Genomic DNA, 18,686 nt, shown 5'->3' with positions numbered 1-18,686 from the left:
AACCGTGCCCGAGATCCTCAGCGCACCGCTGGTGCTCGAATTCCCCTTCACCCGATCCCTCGGTCCCGTCCAGAGCGCCTTCCTCACCGGGCTGCGCGAACGCACCGTCCTCGGCGTCCGGACCAGCGGGGGAAAGGTCCTCGTCCCACCGGTCGAGTACGACCCCGTCACCGCTGAGGAGATCCGCGAGCTGACCGACGTCGCCGACACCGGCACCGTCACCACCTGGGCCTGGAACCCCGCCCCGCGCCGCGGCCAGCCCCTCGACGCCCCCTTCGCCTGGGTCCTCGTCCGGCTCGACGGAGCCGACACCGCCCTGCTGCACGCCCTGGCCGCGCCCGGCCCCGAAGCCGTCCGTACCGGCATGCGGGTGCGGATCCGCTGGGCGACCGAGCGGACCGGTGCGATCACGGATATCGCCTGCTTCGAGCCCTACGACGGGCAGGCCGGCCAACCCGTGCCGCGCGGCGGCGAGTTCAGCGACCCCGTCCACGGCATCGTGACCCCGGCCCGTCTCGACTACCGCTTCACCCCGGGCCGCGCCCAGGGCGCCTACATCAGCGCGCTCTCCGAGCGACGCGTCGTCGGCGAGCGCTGCCCGTCCTGCGCCAAGGTGTACGTGCCGCCCCGCGGCGCCTGCCCCACCTGTGGGATCGCCACCACGGAACAGGTCGAGGTCGGCCCGCGCGGCACCGTGACCACGTACTGCATCGTCAACATCAAAGCCAGGAACCTCGACATCGAAGTCCCCTACGTCTACGCGCACATCGCGCTCGACGGGGCCGACCTCGCACTGCACGCACGGATCGGCGGCATCCCGTACGACCAGGTGCGCATGGGCCTGCGGGTCGAACCCGTCTGGACCGAGGGCGGGCGTCACCCCGATCACTACCGGCCGACCGGAGAGCCGGACGCCGACTACGACGCGTACAAGGAGCTGCTGTAGATGCGAGACGTAGCGATCGTCGCCTTCGCCCAGACGGACCATCTCAGGCGCACCGACGAACTCTCCGAAGTCGAGATGCTGATGCCCGTCCTCCACCAGGTCCTGGACACGACCGGTCTCAGGGCGAACGACATCGGTTTCACCTGCTCGGGGTCGAGCGACTATCTCGCGGGGCGCGCCTTCTCCTTCACCATGGCGCTCGACGGCGTCGGCGCCTACCCGCCGATCTCCGAGTCCCATGTGGAGATGGACGGCGCGTGGGCGCTGTACGAGGCCTGGGTGAAGATCCGGACGGGCGAGGCCGACACCGCGCTCGTGTACTCCTACGGCAAGTCCTCGCCCGGTGAGGTGCGCGACGTCCTCACCCGTCAGCTCGACCCGTACTACGTCGGCCCGCTCTGGCCGGACTCCGTCGCCCTCGCCGCGCTCCAGGCGCAGGCGCTGATCGACGCGGGCGACACCGACGAGGCCGCCCTCGCGGCGATCGCCACCCGGAGCCGCGCCGCCGCCGCGGACAATCCGCATGCCCAGACGGCAGGCCCGGTCCCGGCCGGCGCGTACGTCGTGCAGCCGCTGCGGACCGGTGACTGCCCACCGGTCGGCGACGGCGCGGCAGCCGTCGTCCTCGCCGCGGGTGACACCGCACGGGCCCTGTGTCCCCGCCCCGCCTGGATCCGCGGTATCGACCACCGCATCGAGGCACACAGCCTCGGGGTCCGCGTACTGACCGAATCACCCTCCACCCGGCTCGCCGCCGAGCGGGCCGGGGTGTTCGAACGGCCCGTGGACACCGCCGAACTGCACGCGCCCTTCACCTCCCAGGAAGTGGTGCTGCGCAAGGCGCTCCGACTGGACGACAGCGTCACCGTGAACCCGTCCGGCGGCGCGCTCGCCGCCAACCCCGTCATGGCCGCCGGGCTGATCCGCCTCGGCGAGGCAGCAGCCCGTATCCACCGCGGCGAGTCCGACCGGGCGCTCGCCCACGCCACCTCCGGGCCCTGTCTGCAACAGAACCTGGTCGCCGTACTCGAAGGGGAGAGCGCTCATGCCTAAGGAGCCCGTGGCCGTCGTCGGCATCGGCCAGACGAAGCACGTCTCGGCCCGCCGGGACGTCTCCATCGCCGGACTCGTCCGCGAGGCCGCTGTCCGCGCACTGGAGGACGCCGGACTGACCTGGGCGGACATCGACGCCGTCGTCATCGGCAAGGCCCCGGACTTCTTCGAGGGCCTGATGATGCCGGAGCTGTATCTCGCCGACGCGCTCGGGGCGGTCGGCAAGCCGATGCTGCGGGTGCACACCGCGGGCTCGGTCGGCGGCTCCACCGCACTGGTCGCCGCCAACCTGGTCTCCGCACGGGTGCACCGCACGGTTCTCACACTCGCCTTCGAGAAACAGTCCGAGTCCAACGCCATGTGGGGCCTCTCGCTGCCGATCCCCTTCCAGCAGCCGCTGTTGGCGGGAGCGGGTGGCTTCTTCGCCCCGCACGTCCGTGCGTACATGCGCCGCACCGGGGCGCCCGACACGGTCGGTTCCCTCGTCGCCTACAAGGACCGCCGCAACGCGCTGAAGAATCCGTACGCGCACATCCACGACCCGGACATCACCTTGGAGAAGATCCGGTCCGCACCGATGCTCTGGGACCCGATCCGCTACTCGGAGACCTGCCCGTCCTCCGACGGGGCCTGCGCGATGATCCTCACCGACCGTGCCGGGGCGGACCGTTCGCCGCATCCGCCCGCCTGGGTGCACGGCGGCGCGATGCGCAGCGAACCGACGCTCTTCGCCGGCAAGGACTTCGTCTCGCCGCAGGCGGGCAAGGACTGCGCCGCCGACGTGTACCGGCAGGCCGGGATCAGCGACCCACGACGGGAGATCGACGCCGTCGAGATGTACGTGCCGTTCTCCTGGTACGAGCCGATGTGGCTGGAGAACCTCGGCTTCGCCGCCGAGGGGGAGGGCTGGAAGCTCACCGAGTCCGGCGTCACCGCGCTCGACGGCGACCTCCCGGTGAACCCGTCGGGCGGGGTGCTCTCCACCAATCCCATCGGCGCCTCCGGCATGATCCGCTTCGCGGAGGCCGCGTTGCAGGTACGGGGACAGGCGGGCGAGCACCAGGTGACGGGGGCACGGAAGGCACTCGGCCACGCTTACGGCGGCGGGGCGCAGTTCTTCTCCATGTGGCTGGTCGGAGCCGAGCCCCCCACCCGCTGACCACAGGCCGTCCGGGACCGGAGGAAGCCTCCCCGGCGGCCTGTCCCGGGCCGCCGACGGTGGCTGGGCTTTGGCCCGGGACGACGAGCGGGAGGAGCCGACGTGGCGGAGAGCACCACCACCCAGCAGCCCTTTGCGGGCTGGGAAAAGCCGGACCTGGATCTGAGCAACGCGGACTGGCGGTCGGGCAGTCAGGGCGCGGGCGATGTCCAGATCGCCTTCGTCGAGGGATTCATCGCGATGCGCAACGCCGGCAAACCCGGCAGCCCGTCACTGATCTTCACCCCGGTCGAATGGCGCGCCTTCGTGGTGAACGCCCGCGACGGCGAATTCGACCTCACCTGAGCGCCGGACGCCCGGCCCGCCTCAGGGCCACAGCAGCTCGCGCACCCAACCCGGGCCGTCGGCGCGGTAGTCGAGGCGTGTGTGCCTGCGCTGCTTGTCGCCCTGCCAGAACTCCACAGGACGTGGGCGTTCGGCGACGGATGGGCGGCCGACGAAGCGGCCCTGGAAGCCGTACGGGCGCTGCGCGCCGCCGTCCGGGCGCTCTTCGCGTACGCCGTCCGCCCCGGTGAGCCGAGCCCTGCCGACGCCGCGAGGATCCTTCCTCCCGACGAGGCGCTGCGTCGGCTCAATGCCGCCGCCGGCGCGGTCCCGACCGTGTCGCGTCCGGACTGGGCACCGGGCCGTGATCCCGTCGCCCGCGACCACCCGACCGGCGCAATCGCGGAACGGAACGCTCTGCCCGCCGCCGCCCTCGCCCGCGCGGTCATCGGATTCCTCACCGGACCGGACCGCGCGGCGCTGCGGGCCTGCCACGCCCCACGTTGCGTGCGCTACTTCATCAAGGAGCACCCCCTCCAGGAGTGGTGCAAGCCGTCCTGCGGCAACCGCGCCCGCGTCGCGCGCCATCATGAGCGCCACCGAGCCACGTAGCGTGGTGGGCGTGACTGGCGAGCGCGATCTTCGAACCCTGCTGAGCGGCATGCGGCCGGAGCTGAACCCCGGCCGCTATGTCTTCACCACCATGCCCCGCGACGCGGTGCCCGAGAGCGTCGACCCGGTCGTCACGGTCACCGAGCCCGAAGGGCTCACCCTGGTGCTGCCCGAGGAGCAGGCCGTCTCCGCAGGTCTGCGCCATCACTATGTGGCAGGTTGGATCACGCTCCGTGTCCGCTCGGCGCTGGACGCGGTGGGGCTCACCGCCGCCGTGTCCCTGGCACTCACCGACGCGGGGCTGAGCTGCAATGTGGTGGCCGGCTTCCACCACGATCACCTGTTCGTTCCTTACGACCGGGCCGTCGAGGCCGTCGAGGTCCTGGAGGCGCTGGCCGCGGAGTCCGGCTGACGACGGGGCCGCGGAGTCTCCGGAGCCGGTTCCGCCGGGCCGCGGTGCGCCGGGCCGCCGACCCGACTTCGCCCCGGCCTGCGCGGACCCGGCTCCGCAACGTGAGCCCGGACACGTAACATGTCTGCATGTCCTTCCTCCGCCGCCGTAGCGCCGCCACACCCGCGGGCCCCGACTTCGACGTCCTGGCCATGGACCCGGGGGACTGGCCCGGAAACCTCGGCGCCGGCCTGCTGCCCGCCCCCGACGGGAGCTGTCAGGGTGTCTTCCTGCGTTACGACCTGTTCGGCGGCCGCGGCCCCGCGATGATCATCGGCAATCTCCCGGAGGGCTCGCCCGCCCGCGAGACCGAGGAGGGTCAGGTTCCGTTCGAGGTCGCCCAGCTTCTCCTCGCACTGGAGAACGACGAACCGGTCGAGGTCACCGGTACCGAGGACATGCCCGTGATGCAGGGCGACAACCTGCTGATCGTCCGCCGCGTCAAGCTCTCGGAGAGCCGGATCTCCTGCGTCCAGTTCGACCGCAGTGACGGGGTGCTCGTCACCATCGCCAGCTGGGACCGGCCGATCACCGACGATCTGTACACCCTGCTGAAGCCCCTGCCGGCCGAGCTGTTCCAGCAGGGCTGATTCCGTCCTAAGCCTTGGCCGCCCGTACCCGACGGGCGGCTGCGGAACACCCGCCCCGTCCATCTGTCCAAGTGTTCGCGGCCTCTGTCCATGAGGCCGCTTTGTCATGTGCCTTGCCGGAGTAATCGTCGGACCTTTACCGTCGGCGGCATGACATCCGGGATGACGCGACGCACCACAGTGAAGACAGTGATAGGCGCAACTGGCGTTCTGGCGCTGGGTATCCCTGCCGCCTCCGGCACGGCGGCGGCTGCCAGTACCTCCGATGAATCGGAGAGCTCCGCTCACCCGAGGGCAGCGATGGAACCGATGCTCCGGTACCACGCCCCCGCCGCCGGCTGGGAGCGTGAGTCGCTGCCCATCGGCGGTGGCGCTCTCGGCGCGAGCGTGTACGGGACGCTCGCATCCGAGCGGCTCACCTTCAATGAGAAGACGCTGTGGACCGGCGGCCCCGGTTCCGTCGAGGGCTACGACTTCGGGAACTGGACCAGCCCCAGACCCGACGCCCTCACCGGCGTTCAGCAGCGCCTCGACAGTCAGGGCGCTCTCGACCCGGACGCCGTCGCCGCCGAGCTCGGCCAGGCACGCCGCGGCTACGGCGCCTACCAGGTCTTCGGCGACCTCTGGCTGGATATGCGCAACGCCCCGGCCGCCCCCGACACCTCCTACCGACGTACTCTCGATCTGCGAAACGCCCTTGCGGCCGTCACCTACACCCATCAAGGGGCCGCCCACTCAAGGGAGTTCTTCGTCTCCCATCCGGGCCAGGTCATCGCGGGGCGCCTTGCCGCAGACCGTCCGGGACAGGTGTCGTTCACCCTGCGATACAGCTCGCCCCGCAGTGACTGCACCGCCACCGCCGACAAGGACCGGCTCACCGTACGTGGTGCGCTGAAGGACAACGGCCTGCGCTTCGAGGCCCAGATCCGTGTCCGGACCAGCGGCGGCACCGTCATCGCCGGCGCGGACGGCACCCTTACCGTCACCGGAGCCGACAGCGCCTGGTTCGTCCTCGCCGCTGCCACCGACTACGCCGACCGCTACCCGGCCTACCGCGGCGACGACCCGCACCGGGCGGTCGCCGCCGCGGTGGACTCCGCCGTCCGGACCTCGTACGAGAAGGTTCGCGACGCCCATGTGCGTGACCATCGCGCCCTCTTCGACCGGGTCACCCTCGACATCGGCCAGGAACTGCCCGACCTGCCCACCGATCAGCTGCTCGCCCGGTACACGGACGGTACGAGCCCCGCCGACCGGGCCCTGGAGGCGCTCTTCTTCCAGTACGGACGCTATCTGCTGATCGCCTCCTCGCGGGCCGGCTCGCTGCCCGCCAACCTCCAGGGCGTCTGGAACAACTCCACCACCCCGCCGTGGTCCGCCGACTACCACAGCAACATCAACCTGCAGATGAACTACTGGCTCGCCGAGGTCACCAACCTCGCCGAGACCACCGCACCGTACGACCGCTACATCGAAGCGATGCGCGCGCCGGGCCGGAAGACGGCGAAGGAGATGTTCCGGACGGCCGGCTGGGTCGTGCACAACGAGACCAACCCGTACGGCTTCACCGGCGTCCACGACTGGTCCACCGCCTTCTGGTTCCCGGAGGCCGCCGCCTGGCTCACCCAGCAGATGTACGAGCACTACCGGTTCAGCGGCTCCACCGACTACCTGCGCGGCACCGCCTACCCCGCGCTGAAGGAGGCCGCCGAGTTCTGGCTGGCCAATCTGCGGACCGACCCGCGCGACGGACTGCTCGTCGTCACCCCCAGCTACTCTCCCGAGCACGGGGACTTCACCGCCGGTGCGGCGATGTCCCAGCAGATCGTCCACGACCTCCTCACGAACACCCTGGAGGCCGCCCGGATCCTCGGCGACGCTCCCGCCTTCCGCGGCCGCCTGGAAAGGGCCCTAGACCGGCTCGACCCCGGACTGCGGATCGGGTCCTGGGGCCAGCTCCAGGAATGGAAGACCGACCGGGACGACCCGGCCGACACCCACCGCCATGTCTCGCACCTCTTCGGTCTGCACCCCGGCCGCCAGATCGAACCCGGCACCCGGTGGGCCGAAGCGGCGAAGGTCTCCCTCCGCGCACGTGGCGACGGCGGCACCGGCTGGTCCAAGGCGTGGAAGATCAACTTCTGGGCGCGGCTGCGCGACGGCGACCACGCCCACAAGATGCTCGCGGAACAACTGAAGAACTCCACGCTGCCCAACCTCTGGGACACCCACCCGCCGTTCCAGATCGACGGCAACTTCGGCGCCACCTCCGGCATCGCCGAGATGCTGCTGCAGAGCCAGCACGACGCCATCGAGATCCTCCCCGCCCTCCCGGCGAGCTGGCCGGACGGCTCGGTGCGTGGACTGCGCGCCCGGGGCGGTTTCACCGTCGACATCGAATGGGCCGGGGGGCAGGCCCGCCGTGTGGTGATCACGGCGAGCCGCGGCCGCGAAGCGACCGTCCGCAGCTCGCTGTTCGCGAGCGGCGAGAAGGTCTTCAAGGCGCGTGCGGGCGGACGCTACACGCTGGAGGCCGAGGGCTGAGCGAACAGCGCGGTCACCCGCGCCGCCGACACGCCGAGCCCCGTGGGACCGCCGAGGTGCCACGGGGCGGCGGTGCCCCGCCGCAGATCCTGCTCGCGGTAGCGCCGGCAGCCCCGGTGCCAGATCAGGATCCCCGCCATCCAGTGCTCGAGCTCCCGCACGTACCCGGCCAGGATCTCCCTCGCCTCGGCGTCCAGCCCGAAGTCGTCGTACAGCACGGGGAGTTCGTGCTCGGCGACGTGCAGGAACTGACGCAGCCGCGACTTCATCAGGTCGTGCACGATCGCCACCCCGGTCGGATAGTCCACACCGAAGAAGTTCTGCACGACCAGGACGCCGTTGTGCACCTCACCCTCGTACTCGATCTCCTTCTGGTACGAGAACAGGTCGTTCATCAGGCACGCGTAGTCCGCCGCCGCGTTCTCCAGCGAACGCAGCGGACCGCTGCGGTGGATCTCCTCCGGCACCTTCCTGCCGTGGCCCAGTCGGCACAGACTCATCGTGAGGTCGGAGCCGAAGGTCAAGCGTCGCATCTCGACGTAGTCCACCGGGTCCGGGATGCGGTTCTGCACCTGGTTGGCCAGCTCCCACACCCAGCTCGCGGTCATGTCCTCGACCGCCTTGCGGAACGTGCGGCGACCGCTCGCGTCCATCGGCGCAGCGGTGCGCGTCCAGAGATCGGCGAGCCCCCGCTCCAGCGCGTTGACCGGCTCGGGCGTCGCGGACCCGTCCAGGGGCATGAACAGTGACAGACGCTCATTGGCGAGCCTGGCACCCGCCAGATCGCGGGTCCGCCCGTGCACCACCGGGAACCAGTCGTCCCCGTACGTCCCCCAGGTCAGCCACTGGGAGGCCAGATCCAGTTCCTCCGGCGTCGCGTCCGGGTGCAGACCCGCCGCGCACAGCGGCAAATCGATCGCGACGAGGCGCTCCTCGTCCCAGATGTGCGATCCCGGCACGCCCGGCTGTGCTTCCAGGATTCCGGTACGACGCGCCCAGTCGACGATCCGTGTCCGCGCCCCGTCCAGATGCGGGCTGAGCGTCGTGCCGAACGGCAGCTCGAAGTCGGGCAGCAGGGACGGGCCGACACGCTGAAGGGGCACATGGGTGTGGCTGCGCAGCCGGGCCCTTTCCGAGCGGAGGGTGAGCCGGATCGACGCCGCGGCCATACCGAAGCCGGGCGCGGCCTGACCGGCCCCGCCGCCGTTCATGTAGCGGCTTGAGCGCATGTGCCACTCATGGCCGCCCGACTGCCAGTCCTGCAGCCCCTTGACGTACGCCAGAACCGCCGCGGTGTCGGCCGGGTCGAGCCCCTTCCGCGCACAGAGCGGGCCGAGTTCGGTGAGCGCGGTGTTCTCGAACTGCTGGAGCCGTGACGTCAGCAGATCGTTCACCGCCTCGGCGGCCTCCTGGGTGGAGCAGCCGAGAAAGTGCTCAAGGACGAGCACGCCGTTGCTGTTCTCCCCCTCGTCCTCGACCTCCCGCTGGTACGAGAAGAGGTCGTTGCGCAGATGCACGCCGTCGGAGAAGGCGTCCCGCAGCACCCGCAGCGGGCGCTCGTCGGCCACCGACTCGGGCACCTCCGCGCCCGCCGCGTATTCCACGAGTCCCGCGGACCACGGGGCGCCGCCCACCTTGCGGCGCATCTCGATGTACTCGACGGGGTTGGCGATGCGCCCCTCGTTGATGTTGGCGAGTTCCCACAGCGACTCGTCGAGCAGGTTCTTCGTCGCCTCGGCGAACCGGACCCGCCAGGCGTCGGACATCCCCGGCACCGTCCGCGCCCACAGATCGGCCAGTCCCGCCTCGACCGGATTCGTGGGCTCCGGCATGGGAGCACCGCGGTCCATCGGCATGAACGCGGGCAATCGGTCCAGATACCGCTTGCCGCCCTCACGGTCGGGGGTGCGCTTGAACAGCTCCAGGAAATGGTCGTCGAAGAAGAAGACCCACACGTACCAGTCGGTGACCAGCGAGAGCGCCTCGGACGAGCAGTCCGGGTGGGTGTACGCGCACAGCAGCGCGTAGTCGTGGGAGTCGAGGTCCTTCTCCTCCCAGATTCCCGAACCCTCCAGCATCCCTATGCTGCGTGCCCACTCCTTGGTGTGCGCTCGCGCCTCCTCGACATGGGCGTTGAGCCGCGCCGGATACGGAACGTAGAAGTCCGGCAGGGTGAAGGGCTGAGCCATGTGCGTCCGGCCTTTCCGAGATCTCCGTACGGCGAACGCCGCACGGACCGGTGGTGTCCGCGCGAGCACTACCCTTCGTCCGTTCGAGGCACGCACATCCGGGATTAGTCGCATAAATGGTGCGCTCATTCGTGGCCGATGAGCGCGGGTTCCCGGCCGGTCGCCGGTCTCATGGACGCCGGGTGGCGCGGTCGTCAGCGCGTGCCCGTCTTCTTTCCCAGCGCAGGTCAGGCGCCCTGCCAGTGGTCTGGTCCACTGGCTCGTCCCGCCTCTCCCACTGGCCTCTTGACGTGCTGTCATCTCAGGTCGGAGAGTGTGCGCGCACAGCGCAAAGTGAGATCGGATCACGCACGGCTCCATCACGCACGGCTCCAAGAAGGGTTGTCATGACGTCCAAGCAGAGGACCGGACTTGCACTCGCGTTGACCACGGTCGGTGCCCTGAGCATGGCGCTGCTCAGTCCCGCGGCGCAGGCCGGTGCGGACGGGGTGCGGCCGGAATGCCCACGCGGCCTCGCATGCGACTGGGTACCGGCCGCCTACCAGCAGACGGGCGACCCCACCGACAAGGAGACGTACGGGAACTACGACACCTCGGACCGGCCGCACACCAACAAGATCAGATTCATCGTGCTGCACGACACCGAGGAAGACTTCGACACCACCCTGAAGATCTTCCAGAACCCGCTGAAGCAGACCTCCGCCCACTATGTGGTGCGCTCGGGCGACGGTCACGTCACCCAGATGGTCAAGGGCAAGGACGTCGCTTGGCAGGCGGGGAACTGGTACGTGAACAGCCACTCCATCGGCATCGAGCAGGAGGGAGTCGCCGTCGAGGGCGCCAAGTGGTACACCCCGGAGATGTACCGTTCGACCGCCAAGCTGGTGCGCTACCTCGCGGCCGAGTACGACATCCCGCTCGACCGCCAGCACATCATCGGCCACGACGGTGTACCGCCCACCAGCGCGTCCGGCACCAAGAACATGCACTGGGACCCGGGCACGTACTGGGACTGGAACCACTTCATGACCCTGCTCGGCAAGCCCACCGTGCCGAGTGCCCCGAAGAGCAGCGAACTCATCACCGTCAACCCGGACTTCAAGAAGAACAAGCAGGCCTTCCGAGATTGCGAGAAGGGTGTCGACCTGCCGGTCCAGGGCTCCAGCGCCGTCCCGCTGCACACCGCGCCGTCCACCGACGCGTCGCTCTTCTCCGACCCCGGCCTGCACACGGACGGCTCACCGGGCACGAACTGCGCCGCCGACTGGGGCAGCAAGATCAGCGCAACCCAGCAGGCCGTCGTCGCGGACCACGCCCCGGGCTGGACGGCGATCTGGTGGTACGGCCAGAAGGCCTGGTTCCAGACCCCGGCGCACACCCGGACCACCACGCCCACCTCCGGCTACGTGGTCAAGCCGAAGCCCGGCCGCACCGAGGTGCCGGTGTACGGGGTGGCGTACCCGGAGAAGTCCGAGTACCCCGCGGACTTCACGGACCAGCGGGTGGGCTCGCCACTGCAGTACACCATCAAGGCGGGCCAGTCCTACCCCGGCGGCGGTGAGGCACCCACGGGCTTCTTCTACGCCCCGACGATCGATGCCTCCTACCCGCTCGACCACGCATACTTCCGCGGCAAGGAGAAGTACGTGACGGTGCAGATCGGCCATCGGATCGCCTTCGTGAAGGCCTCCGACGTGGACATCGTGCGCGCACACTGAGGCCGCTCGGGCGGTCTGACAGCGTGAGCTCCTCCAAGTCGTGCCCCTTCGTGAACGGCGTCCGTTCACGAAGGGGCACGAGAGGTCAGCCCGCGACCTGGCGGTTCACCTGCGCGGGAGAGAGCGCGTGCTCGATCGCAAGGATCCCTGCCCCCACCGCCGCCGCGTTCTCACCCGTACGGCTCGGTTCTATGCGCAGCAGTTGGGTGGCCAGCGGATGTGAGCGCCGATAGACCGCCTCCCGTACACCGGCGAGCAGTTGGTCGTGCACGGCGGCCAGTGCGCCCCCCATCACCACCGTGTCCGGGTTGAAAAAGTTGACCAGTCCGGCGAGGACCTCGCCGACCGCCCTTCCCGCCTCCCGCACCATCCGTACGGCATCCCGGTTCCCGGACTGCACCAGCCGCACCACATCGCTGCCCGATGTCGCGTCGAGCCCCAGGCCGACCAGTTTCGCCGCCAGCGACGCACCGCCCGCGACGGCTTCCAGACAACCCGAATTACCGCACCGGCAAGGATCGTCGAGGTCCGCGACACGGATGTGGCCGATGTCGCCGGCACATCCCTGCGCACCCCGGTGCAGCTCGCCGTCGGCCACGATCCCACAGCCGATCCCCGTGCCGACCTTGATGTACAACAGATAGCGGCAGTCCGGGAACGCGCGGCGCTGCTCGGCCAGCGCCATCACGTTCACATCGTTGTCGACGAGCGCCCGCACCCCGAAGCGGGTGGCGAAGAACTCCGGGATCGGGTACTGGTGCCAGCCCGGCATGATCGGCGGATCGACAGGACGCCCGGTGGAGAACTCCACCGGCCCCGGCACTCCGACACCGATGGACCGCAACGTCTCAGGCTCCCGGTGTGTCTCCTTGAGCAGGGCGCGCACCGTCCGCTCCACGTGCCGCAGTACGGAGTCCGGGCCGTCACCGATAGGCAGCGGCTCCTCCTGGACCGCCAGGGTCGCACCGCCGATGTCCATCAGCGCGACCCTGCAGTGCGAGGCTCCCAGATCCACCCCGGCCACCGCGTGCTCACGGGTGCGCAGCGTCAGTCGGCGCGGCGGACGGCCACCGGTGGATCCGCCGTCGGCGTCCTCGTCCACGAGGCCGTGGGCGATCAGCGCGTCCACCCGCTGGGAGGCCGTCGAACGGGCCATCCCGGTGATCCGGGCGATGTCGGCACGGGTCGCCACCGTCCCCGAACTGATCAGCGCGAGTACCTCGCCCGGTGAGTGCGAGGCGGCAGCGGACGTGCGATCCGACGGCGAAGACATGACAGTCACCCTAAGGACGACTTTTGCTGCTCACAAGGCGTCCAACGTTCGGCCATCGGCATAAGTCCATGCCAAGTTGGTTGGAAACAAAGGCGCTTGAGCCCTTGACAGTCCTAAGGTGTGTCACGACTCTGCTCTGCAGACCGCTGAGCGAGGAGTCATTCGATGCTGACGATGCACGGTGTGTCCAAGAGCTTCCTCGGGGTGCGTGTGCTCCACGAGGTGGGGCTCGACCTCGAAGCCGGAGAAGTGCATGCGCTGGTGGGGGAGAACGGTGCGGGGAAGTCGACCCTGATGAAGATCCTCGCGGGCGAGCACTTACCCGACGAGGGGACCCTCTCCATCGACAAAACCGCGTACTCCTTCAGTCATCCGGCGCAGGCCCAGGCCGCCGGAATCGGCATCATCCACCAGGAGTTCGCGCTGCTCCCGCACCGCACCGTCGCCGAGAACGTCTTCCTCGGCCGTGAACCGACCCGGTACGGACTCGTCGACCGGCGCGCCATGGAACGGCGCACCGCCGAGCTCCTCACCGAATTGGACGAGACCGGCATCACCCCCCGGACCCCCGTCCATGAGCTGTCGGTCGCACGCATGCAGACCGTGGAGATCGTCAAGGCCCTCGCATCCGATGTCCGGATCCTGGTGATGGACGAGCCCACCGCCGCCCTCGCCGACCACGAGGTCGAACAACTCACCGCACTCGTACGTCGCCTGACGGCCCGTGGCATCGGCATCCTCTACATCTCGCACCGGCTCCGCGAGGTCTTCGAACTCTCGCGACGCATCACGGTCCTCAAGGACGGCCGCCGCGTCGCCACGCTCACCACGCGCGACACCGACGCCGGCACGGTCGTCCGCGCCATGGTCGGAAGGGAGCTCGGCGCCTACTACCCGCCGCGGGCCCGGCCGGGCGAGGCGGGTGCCGAGAGGCTCACCGTCAGCGGTGGCGGCAACGCCCGGCTCTCCGGCATCGAACTGAGCCTGCGGGCCGGCGAGGTCGTCGGCGTCGCCGGTCTCCAGGGCTCGGGCCGCACCACCCTCGTTCGTGCCCTCTTCGGCGTGGACCCCTTCATCACGGGCACCATGACCGTCGACGGGCAACCACTGCGCCCGATCCGCCCCCGGGACGCCGTCCGGGCCGGAGTCGCCCTCGTCACCGAGGACCGCAAGGCCGAGGGCCTCGCCCTGCGCCAGTCCGTGACCGACAACGCACTGCTCGTGACCCGGGCCGTGCCCGCCCGCGGCAGACCGCCCGCGGGCCGCGAGGTGACCGCGCTGCTGGAACGCGTACGTCTACGGACCCACGACGAGGGCCGACAGGTCCAGTACCTGTCCGGCGGCAACCAGCAGAAGGTCGTCATCGCCAAATGGCTCGCCGCACGCCCCCGGGTACTGCTCTTCGACGAACCGACCCGCGGCGTCGACGTCGGCGCCAAGGCAGCCATCCACACCCTCGTGCGGGAACTGGCACGCGAGGGCCTCGCCGTACTGATCATCTCCTCCGAACTGCCGGAACTGATCGGCATGAGCGACCGCATCCTCGTCATGTCGGAAGGCCGCATCGCGGGCGAACTCCCCGCCGGCGCCACCGAGGAGGCCGTCATGCGCCTCGCCACCGGCGGCGACCGTCCAGGGGAGGGAGCCGCATGACCGCGCTTCGGCCCGACGCGAAGGCCCGGCCCCGCACCCGCCCGGGGCGGACAGCCCGGCCGCGCCTGGCCGGCCCGGTGGCCGGAGTCTGGCTCGCGGCCCTCGCCGTCACCCTCCTCGGCTGGATCGCGGTCGCGGCCCGCGGTGGGGACTTCCTCACTGTCACCAACGTGGTGACGATCCTGCAGAACTGCGTCGCCCTCGGACTCGTCGCGGTCGGCCAGTCCGCCGTCATCCTCACCGGATCGCTCGACCTGTCCGTCGCCTACCTCATCAGCCTGGGCACCCTCGTCGCAGCGGAGACGATGGAGAGCGACGGCGTCCTCGTGGCGGTCCTCGCCGTCCTGGTGCTCAGCACCGCCGTCGGACTCGCCAACGGACTGATCGTCACCGGCCTCAAGGTCAACGCGTTCATCGCGACCCTGGGCACCGCCTTCATCCTGCGCGGCTGGATCGAGGACAACTACACCGGCCCCGCGGGCAAGGTCCCCGCCTCCTTCCAGCACCTCGGCTATGACCGGATCGGACCTGTTCCGGTCTCCCTCTTCCTGCTCCTCGCCGTCGCCGCCGCCCTCTGGCTGATCACCCGTCGAACCCGGCTCGGCCACCACATGTACGCGACCGGTGGTGACGAGCACGCCTCCCGGCTGTCCGGAGTCCGCACCCGGCGCACCGTCGTCATCGCCCACGTCCTGTGCTCCCTCTGTGTCGGAGCCGCCGCCCTCTTCCTCGCCGCACGGCTCGGCGCCGGGGCCCCTTGGGCCGGCACGGAGGCCCGCTACGACCTGGAGTCCATCGCCGCCGTCGTGCTCGGCGGCACCGCGCTCGCCGGAGGCCGCGGCGGGGTGGCGGGCACCCTGGGCGGGGTCCTCGTGCTCGCCGTGCTCGACAGCGTCTTCAACCAGCTCGCCGTCGACCCGTTCTTCAAGAACGTCGTCCGCGGCGTCGTCATCATCGCGGCCGTCGCCCTCTACACGCGAGGCCGCCGCACCCCGCGGGAGAGGACCGCATGACCACCGCACAGGCACCCGCCGGCCGTCGCGTCCTGCGTGCCCTCACCACCGGCACACCCGTCTACGTCCTGCTCGCCGTGCTCCTCGCGGCGCTGGCCCTCACCGACCCGGGCTTCTACGAACCCGACCGCTTCCTCGCCTTCATCAAGCGCGCCGCGCCCCTCGTCATCCTCGCCGCGGGCCAGTACCTGGTCATCGTCTGCGGCGAGTTCGACCTGTCGGTCGGAGCGATCGTCACGGCCGGGGTGGTCGTCGCCGCCGAGCTGTACGGCTCGTTCCCGGGCGCGCCCTGGCCTCTCGTCACCGCGGTGCTGCTGCTCGCCGGAGCCCTCGCCGGTCTCGTCAGCGGACTGATCACCACCCTGCTGCGCGTGCCGTCGTTCATCACCACGCTCGGCATGATGCTGATCCTCGAAGGCGCCGTTTTCTTCTGGACCGGCGGTTCTCCGCACGGCGCGCTGCCCACGGCCTTCCGCAGGCTCGGGCGCGGCACGGCCTTCGGCTGGCTGCCCTGGGCCGTCCTCGTCTGCGTCGTCGCGGGTCTTCTCGCCGTCCGGCTGATGCGTTCCGACTTCGGCCGTACGCTCCTCGCCACCGGTGACAGCGAACGCGCCGCGGCCCTGGCCGGGGTCCGGGTCGCGCTCGCCCGCACCATCGCCTTCGTCCTCTCCGGCGTCGCGGCCGCGCTCGCCGCCGTACTCGTCGGCGGCTTCTCCGGAGTCTCCGCGCAGGCTGGCCGGGGCTACGAGTTCGAGGCGATCACCGCCGTGGTCCTGGGCGGTGTGGTGCTCGGCGGCGGACGCGGGTCCGTCGTCGCGGCGATGGCCGGGGCCTTCTCGCTCCAGGCGCTGTTCACCCTGCTCAACCTCCAGGGCGTCTCGGGCGCCCTGGAATCGACCGTGCAAGGCGTCATCGTCATCGCCGCCGTCGCCCTCGGCGCGGCCGACTGGTCCCGGTCGCGCCGTCGCGGCACCGAGCCCCCAGGAGCGAAAGCCTCATGAGTACGCGAAAGATCCGACACGTCCTCGTGCCCCTCGCCGCCCTGCTCGGCGCGGCCCTGCTCGCCGGCTGCACGAGCGACGCACCGCCCGATGCCCCCGCCGGAGCGGCGAGCGGTACAGCGGGCGAACCGGGTACCGGAAAGCAGTCGAAGTTCTTCGACCGCGCCGAGTACGACCGCCAGCTGGCCCTCGCCAAGGAGATCCCACAGGGCCCGGCCGACAAGCCGTGGGAGCAGATGCTCCAGCCACGGCTGGCCGACACCACGCGATACAAGAAGAGCGGCACCGGCGGAATCCACCTCTGTCTGTCCAACGCCGGGGTCTTCAATCCGTGGCGCCAGGTCGGCCTGAAGAACATGCGGGCCGAGGCCGGACTCCACAAGGAGATCACCGACTTCACCGTGCTCGACGCGCAGGGCAAGGACGACAAGCAGATCTCCGACATCCAGGAGCTCACCGGGCGGGGCTGCGACGCGCTCATCGTCTCCCCGAACACCACGGCCACGCTCACCCCCGCCGTCGAGAAGGCCTGCGGAAAGGTGCCCGTGATCGTCTTCGACCGGGGCGTCGAGACCGATTGCGCCGTCACCTTCATCAACCCGATCGGCGGCTACGGATACGGGGCGGTCGCCGCAGACTTCCTCGTCGGGAAGGTGAAGCCCAAGGGGAAGATCCTCGCCCTGCGCATCTCTCCCGGCGTCGATGTGCTGGAGACCCGCTGGTCGGCCGCGAAGGTCGCGTTCGACAGGAGCGGACTGGACGTGGTGGATGTGAAGTTCACCGACGGCGATCCGGCCAGGACCAAGGCGATCGTGACCGATGCGATCACCCGCAATGGCGACATCGACGGCGTGTGGATGGACTCCGGCGCGACCTCCGTCGCCGCCGTCGAGGCCTTCGAGGACGCCGGCAAGGACGTACCGCCCGTCACCGGCGAGGACCAGCAGGACTTCCTCCAGGTGTGGAAGGAGAAGAAGCTCACCGCGATCGCCCCGTCGTACCCCACCTTCCAGTGGCGTACCCCAGTCATCGCGGCGTTGAGGATCCTGAGGGGGGAGCAGGTTCCGAAGGAATGGAAGCTTCCGCAGCCCACCGTCACTCAGGACACCCTCGATCGGTATTTCAAGCCCGGCATGCCGCCGCTGCACTACGCGATGTGCGGCTGCCAGAACCTGCCCGGGTTCCCGGAGAAGTGGGGAGGCAGCAAATGAGCGCTCACGCGTTCCCCCTCGGCGCCAATCCGTGGATCTGGCACTCGCCGGTGACGTACGAGGCACTCGGTGACGTCCTGCCGCGTCTGTCCGCATGGGGATTCGACTGCGTCGAGATCCCGTTGGAGCACGAACGGGACTGGGCGCCCGACTCCGTCTCCAAGCTACTCAAGGCGTCCGGGCTCACCCCCGCCGCAGTGATCGCCGTGATGCCGCCCGGCCGCGACCTCGTCCGCACCGACCCGCGGACCGTCCGGATCACCCAGGACTATCTGCACCGCTGTGTCGACGCAGCTCAGGCCCTGAACGCCCCCACCGTCGCGGGGCCCGTGTACGCGGCGGTCGGTCGCGCCTGGCGCATGGACCGTGACGAACGCGTGGCGGCGTACGAGGAGTTGCGCCAGAACCTCGCGCCGGTCGTCGATCACGCGCACGCCGTCGGGGTGCGCATTGCCGTGGAGCCCCTCAACCGGTACGAGACGGGTCTGCTCAACACCGTCGACCAGACCCTCGAAGCACTGACCGGGCTGCCCGAGGACACCATCGGCCTCGCACTCGACGTGTACCACCAGAACATCGAGGAACGCTCGCTGCCCGACGCCGTACGCCGTGCCGCCGGCCGCATCGTCCACGTCCAGGTGTGTGCCAACGACCGGGGCACCCCCGGTGCCGACTCCCTCGACTGGACCGGATTCCTCACCGCGCTCACCACGAGCGGCTACCGGGGCCCGCTCTGCATCGAGTCGTTCACCGCGTACAACGACGCCATCGCGGTCGCCGCCTCGGTCTGGCGACCGCTCGCCGCCACCCAGGACACCATCGCCACCGACGGCCTGGCGTTCCTGCGCCGCGTGCTGGGAGGGGGCTGAGGCCCTCGGCCCGGCGGAGGGCCTCAGCCCCCTCCTGGAAACCCCCCCCTTCGCCCCCACTCGGCCACGACCCGCAGAGA

The 18,686-nt window shown here is 70.1% G+C and carries 16 protein-coding genes and 1 pseudogene; 14 read left to right on the top strand and 3 right to left on the bottom strand.

Features of this window, described 5'->3' with window-relative positions; all coding sequences use genetic code 11:
- The first annotated feature begins 4 nt into the window (after nt 1–4).
- The 4 genes from ABZ826_RS23225 (at nt 5) to ABZ826_RS23210 (ending at nt 3,503) form a co-directional block, all read left to right on the top strand.
- Nucleotides 5–946, top strand: a complete 942-nt coding sequence (locus tag ABZ826_RS23225; RefSeq protein ID WP_361451351.1) for an OB-fold domain-containing protein — start codon at nt 5–7, stop codon at nt 944–946.
- Entirely contained in the window at nt 947–1,999 is a 1,053-nt protein-coding gene (locus ABZ826_RS23220; RefSeq protein ID WP_361451348.1) for a thiolase domain-containing protein, read from the top strand.
- Nucleotides 1,992–3,158, top strand: a complete 1,167-nt coding sequence (locus tag ABZ826_RS23215) for a thiolase domain-containing protein (protein ID WP_351084531.1) — start codon at nt 1,992–1,994, stop codon at nt 3,156–3,158. The genes ABZ826_RS23220 and ABZ826_RS23215 overlap by 8 nt, the downstream gene beginning before the upstream one ends.
- Before the next feature lie 102 nt (nt 3,159–3,260).
- Nucleotides 3,261–3,503: a DUF397 domain-containing protein gene (locus tag ABZ826_RS23210; protein ID WP_361451344.1), complete on the top strand. Its 243-nt coding sequence runs from the start codon at nt 3,261–3,263 to the stop codon at nt 3,501–3,503.
- 21 nt (nt 3,504–3,524) lie between these two features.
- Here the strand turns inward: ABZ826_RS23210 and ABZ826_RS23205 are convergent.
- Nucleotides 3,525–3,629: pseudogene (locus ABZ826_RS23205) on the bottom strand (pyridoxine 5'-phosphate oxidase C-terminal domain-containing protein); the annotation flags it as partial.
- Here ABZ826_RS23205 and ABZ826_RS23200 point away from each other — a divergent pair.
- From ABZ826_RS23200 to ABZ826_RS23185, 4 genes are all read left to right on the top strand, one after another.
- Nucleotides 3,594–4,094, top strand: coding sequence for a CGNR zinc finger domain-containing protein (locus ABZ826_RS23200; protein ID WP_361451441.1), 501 nt, complete (start codon nt 3,594–3,596; stop codon nt 4,092–4,094). The pseudogene ABZ826_RS23205 and the gene ABZ826_RS23200 sit on opposite strands and share 36 nt — an antisense overlap.
- Nucleotides 4,095–4,104: 10 nt before the next feature.
- Nucleotides 4,105–4,506 carry an ACT domain-containing protein gene (locus tag ABZ826_RS23195; RefSeq protein ID WP_361451341.1) on the top strand — a complete coding sequence of 134 codons (402 nt, stop codon included), beginning with the start codon at nt 4,105–4,107 and terminating at the stop codon, nt 4,504–4,506.
- A gap of 128 nt (nt 4,507–4,634) precedes the next feature.
- Nucleotides 4,635–5,135 (top strand): hypothetical protein, encoded by a 501-nt coding sequence (locus tag ABZ826_RS23190; RefSeq protein WP_018550733.1) that lies wholly within the window; start codon nt 4,635–4,637, stop codon nt 5,133–5,135.
- A gap of 309 nt (nt 5,136–5,444) precedes the next feature.
- Nucleotides 5,445–7,679: a glycoside hydrolase family 95 protein gene (locus tag ABZ826_RS23185; RefSeq protein WP_361451338.1), complete on the top strand. Its 2,235-nt coding sequence runs from the start codon at nt 5,445–5,447 to the stop codon at nt 7,677–7,679.
- On the opposite strand, the gene ABZ826_RS23180 is transcribed toward ABZ826_RS23185, so the two are convergent.
- On the bottom strand, nt 7,655–9,868 hold the full coding sequence (locus ABZ826_RS23180) for a terpene synthase family protein (RefSeq protein ID WP_361451335.1): 2,214 nt from the start codon (nt 9,866–9,868) through the stop codon (nt 7,655–7,657). The two genes, ABZ826_RS23185 and ABZ826_RS23180, sit on opposite strands and share 25 nt — an antisense overlap.
- A gap of 386 nt (nt 9,869–10,254) precedes the next feature.
- Between ABZ826_RS23180 and ABZ826_RS23175 the strand changes: the two genes are divergently transcribed.
- Nucleotides 10,255–11,586, top strand: coding sequence for a peptidoglycan recognition family protein (locus ABZ826_RS23175; protein ID WP_361451332.1), 1,332 nt, complete (start codon nt 10,255–10,257; stop codon nt 11,584–11,586).
- 85 nt (nt 11,587–11,671) lie between these two features.
- Here ABZ826_RS23175 and ABZ826_RS23170 read toward each other — a convergent pair whose 3' ends face one another.
- Nucleotides 11,672–12,859, bottom strand: a complete 1,188-nt coding sequence (locus ABZ826_RS23170; protein ID WP_361451329.1) for an ROK family transcriptional regulator — start codon at nt 12,857–12,859, stop codon at nt 11,672–11,674.
- Between the two features lie 165 nt (nt 12,860–13,024).
- Here ABZ826_RS23170 and ABZ826_RS23165 point away from each other — a divergent pair, with 165 nt between their 5' ends.
- The 5 genes from ABZ826_RS23165 to ABZ826_RS23145 are packed head-to-tail and all read left to right on the top strand — an operon-like array spanning nt 13,025 to nt 18,606.
- Nucleotides 13,025–14,512, top strand: coding sequence for a sugar ABC transporter ATP-binding protein (locus ABZ826_RS23165; protein WP_361451326.1), 1,488 nt, complete (start codon nt 13,025–13,027; stop codon nt 14,510–14,512).
- Nucleotides 14,509–15,525, top strand: coding sequence for an ABC transporter permease (locus ABZ826_RS23160; protein ID WP_361451323.1), 1,017 nt, complete (start codon nt 14,509–14,511; stop codon nt 15,523–15,525). Before ABZ826_RS23165 ends, ABZ826_RS23160 begins: the two co-directional genes overlap by 4 nt.
- Nucleotides 15,522–16,526: an ABC transporter permease gene (locus ABZ826_RS23155; RefSeq protein ID WP_361451320.1), complete on the top strand. Its 1,005-nt coding sequence runs from the start codon at nt 15,522–15,524 to the stop codon at nt 16,524–16,526. The genes ABZ826_RS23160 and ABZ826_RS23155 overlap by 4 nt, the downstream gene beginning before the upstream one ends.
- Nucleotides 16,523–17,737, top strand: coding sequence for an ABC transporter substrate-binding protein (locus ABZ826_RS23150; protein ID WP_361451317.1), 1,215 nt, complete (start codon nt 16,523–16,525; stop codon nt 17,735–17,737). Before ABZ826_RS23155 ends, ABZ826_RS23150 begins: the two co-directional genes overlap by 4 nt.
- Nucleotides 17,734–18,606, top strand: a complete 873-nt coding sequence (locus ABZ826_RS23145) for a sugar phosphate isomerase/epimerase family protein (protein WP_361451314.1) — start codon at nt 17,734–17,736, stop codon at nt 18,604–18,606. Before ABZ826_RS23150 ends, ABZ826_RS23145 begins: the two co-directional genes overlap by 4 nt.
- Nucleotides 18,607–18,686: the final 80 nt, after the last annotated feature.

This window comes from Streptomyces sp. NPDC047515, assembly GCF_040643055.1.
Taxonomy (GTDB): Bacteria; Actinomycetota; Actinomycetes; order Streptomycetales; family Streptomycetaceae; genus Streptomyces.
Note: the sequence above shows the minus strand (reverse complement) of the source record. Positions and strands in the feature narration are given on the sequence as shown.

Coding starts and splice junctions, on each gene's coding strand:
- ABZ826_RS23185 (WP_361451338.1), top strand. CDS start 5,445: ATGCTCCGGTACCACGCCCCCGCCGCCGGCTGGGAGCGTGAGTCGCTG.
- ABZ826_RS23220 (WP_361451348.1), top strand. CDS start 947: ATGCGAGACGTAGCGATCGTCGCCTTCGCCCAGACGGACCATCTCAGG.
- ABZ826_RS23170 (WP_361451329.1), bottom strand. CDS start 12,859: ATGTCTTCGCCGTCGGATCGCACGTCCGCTGCCGCCTCGCACTCACCG.
- ABZ826_RS23145 (WP_361451314.1), top strand. CDS start 17,734: ATGAGCGCTCACGCGTTCCCCCTCGGCGCCAATCCGTGGATCTGGCAC.
- ABZ826_RS23175 (WP_361451332.1), top strand. CDS start 10,255: ATGACGTCCAAGCAGAGGACCGGACTTGCACTCGCGTTGACCACGGTC.
- ABZ826_RS23160 (WP_361451323.1), top strand. CDS start 14,509: ATGACCGCGCTTCGGCCCGACGCGAAGGCCCGGCCCCGCACCCGCCCG.
- ABZ826_RS23190 (WP_018550733.1), top strand. CDS start 4,635: ATGTCCTTCCTCCGCCGCCGTAGCGCCGCCACACCCGCGGGCCCCGAC.
- ABZ826_RS23165 (WP_361451326.1), top strand. CDS start 13,025: ATGCTGACGATGCACGGTGTGTCCAAGAGCTTCCTCGGGGTGCGTGTG.
- ABZ826_RS23155 (WP_361451320.1), top strand. CDS start 15,522: ATGACCACCGCACAGGCACCCGCCGGCCGTCGCGTCCTGCGTGCCCTC.
- ABZ826_RS23150 (WP_361451317.1), top strand. CDS start 16,523: ATGAGTACGCGAAAGATCCGACACGTCCTCGTGCCCCTCGCCGCCCTG.
- ABZ826_RS23180 (WP_361451335.1), bottom strand. CDS start 9,868: ATGGCTCAGCCCTTCACCCTGCCGGACTTCTACGTTCCGTATCCGGCG.
- ABZ826_RS23215 (WP_351084531.1), top strand. CDS start 1,992: ATGCCTAAGGAGCCCGTGGCCGTCGTCGGCATCGGCCAGACGAAGCAC.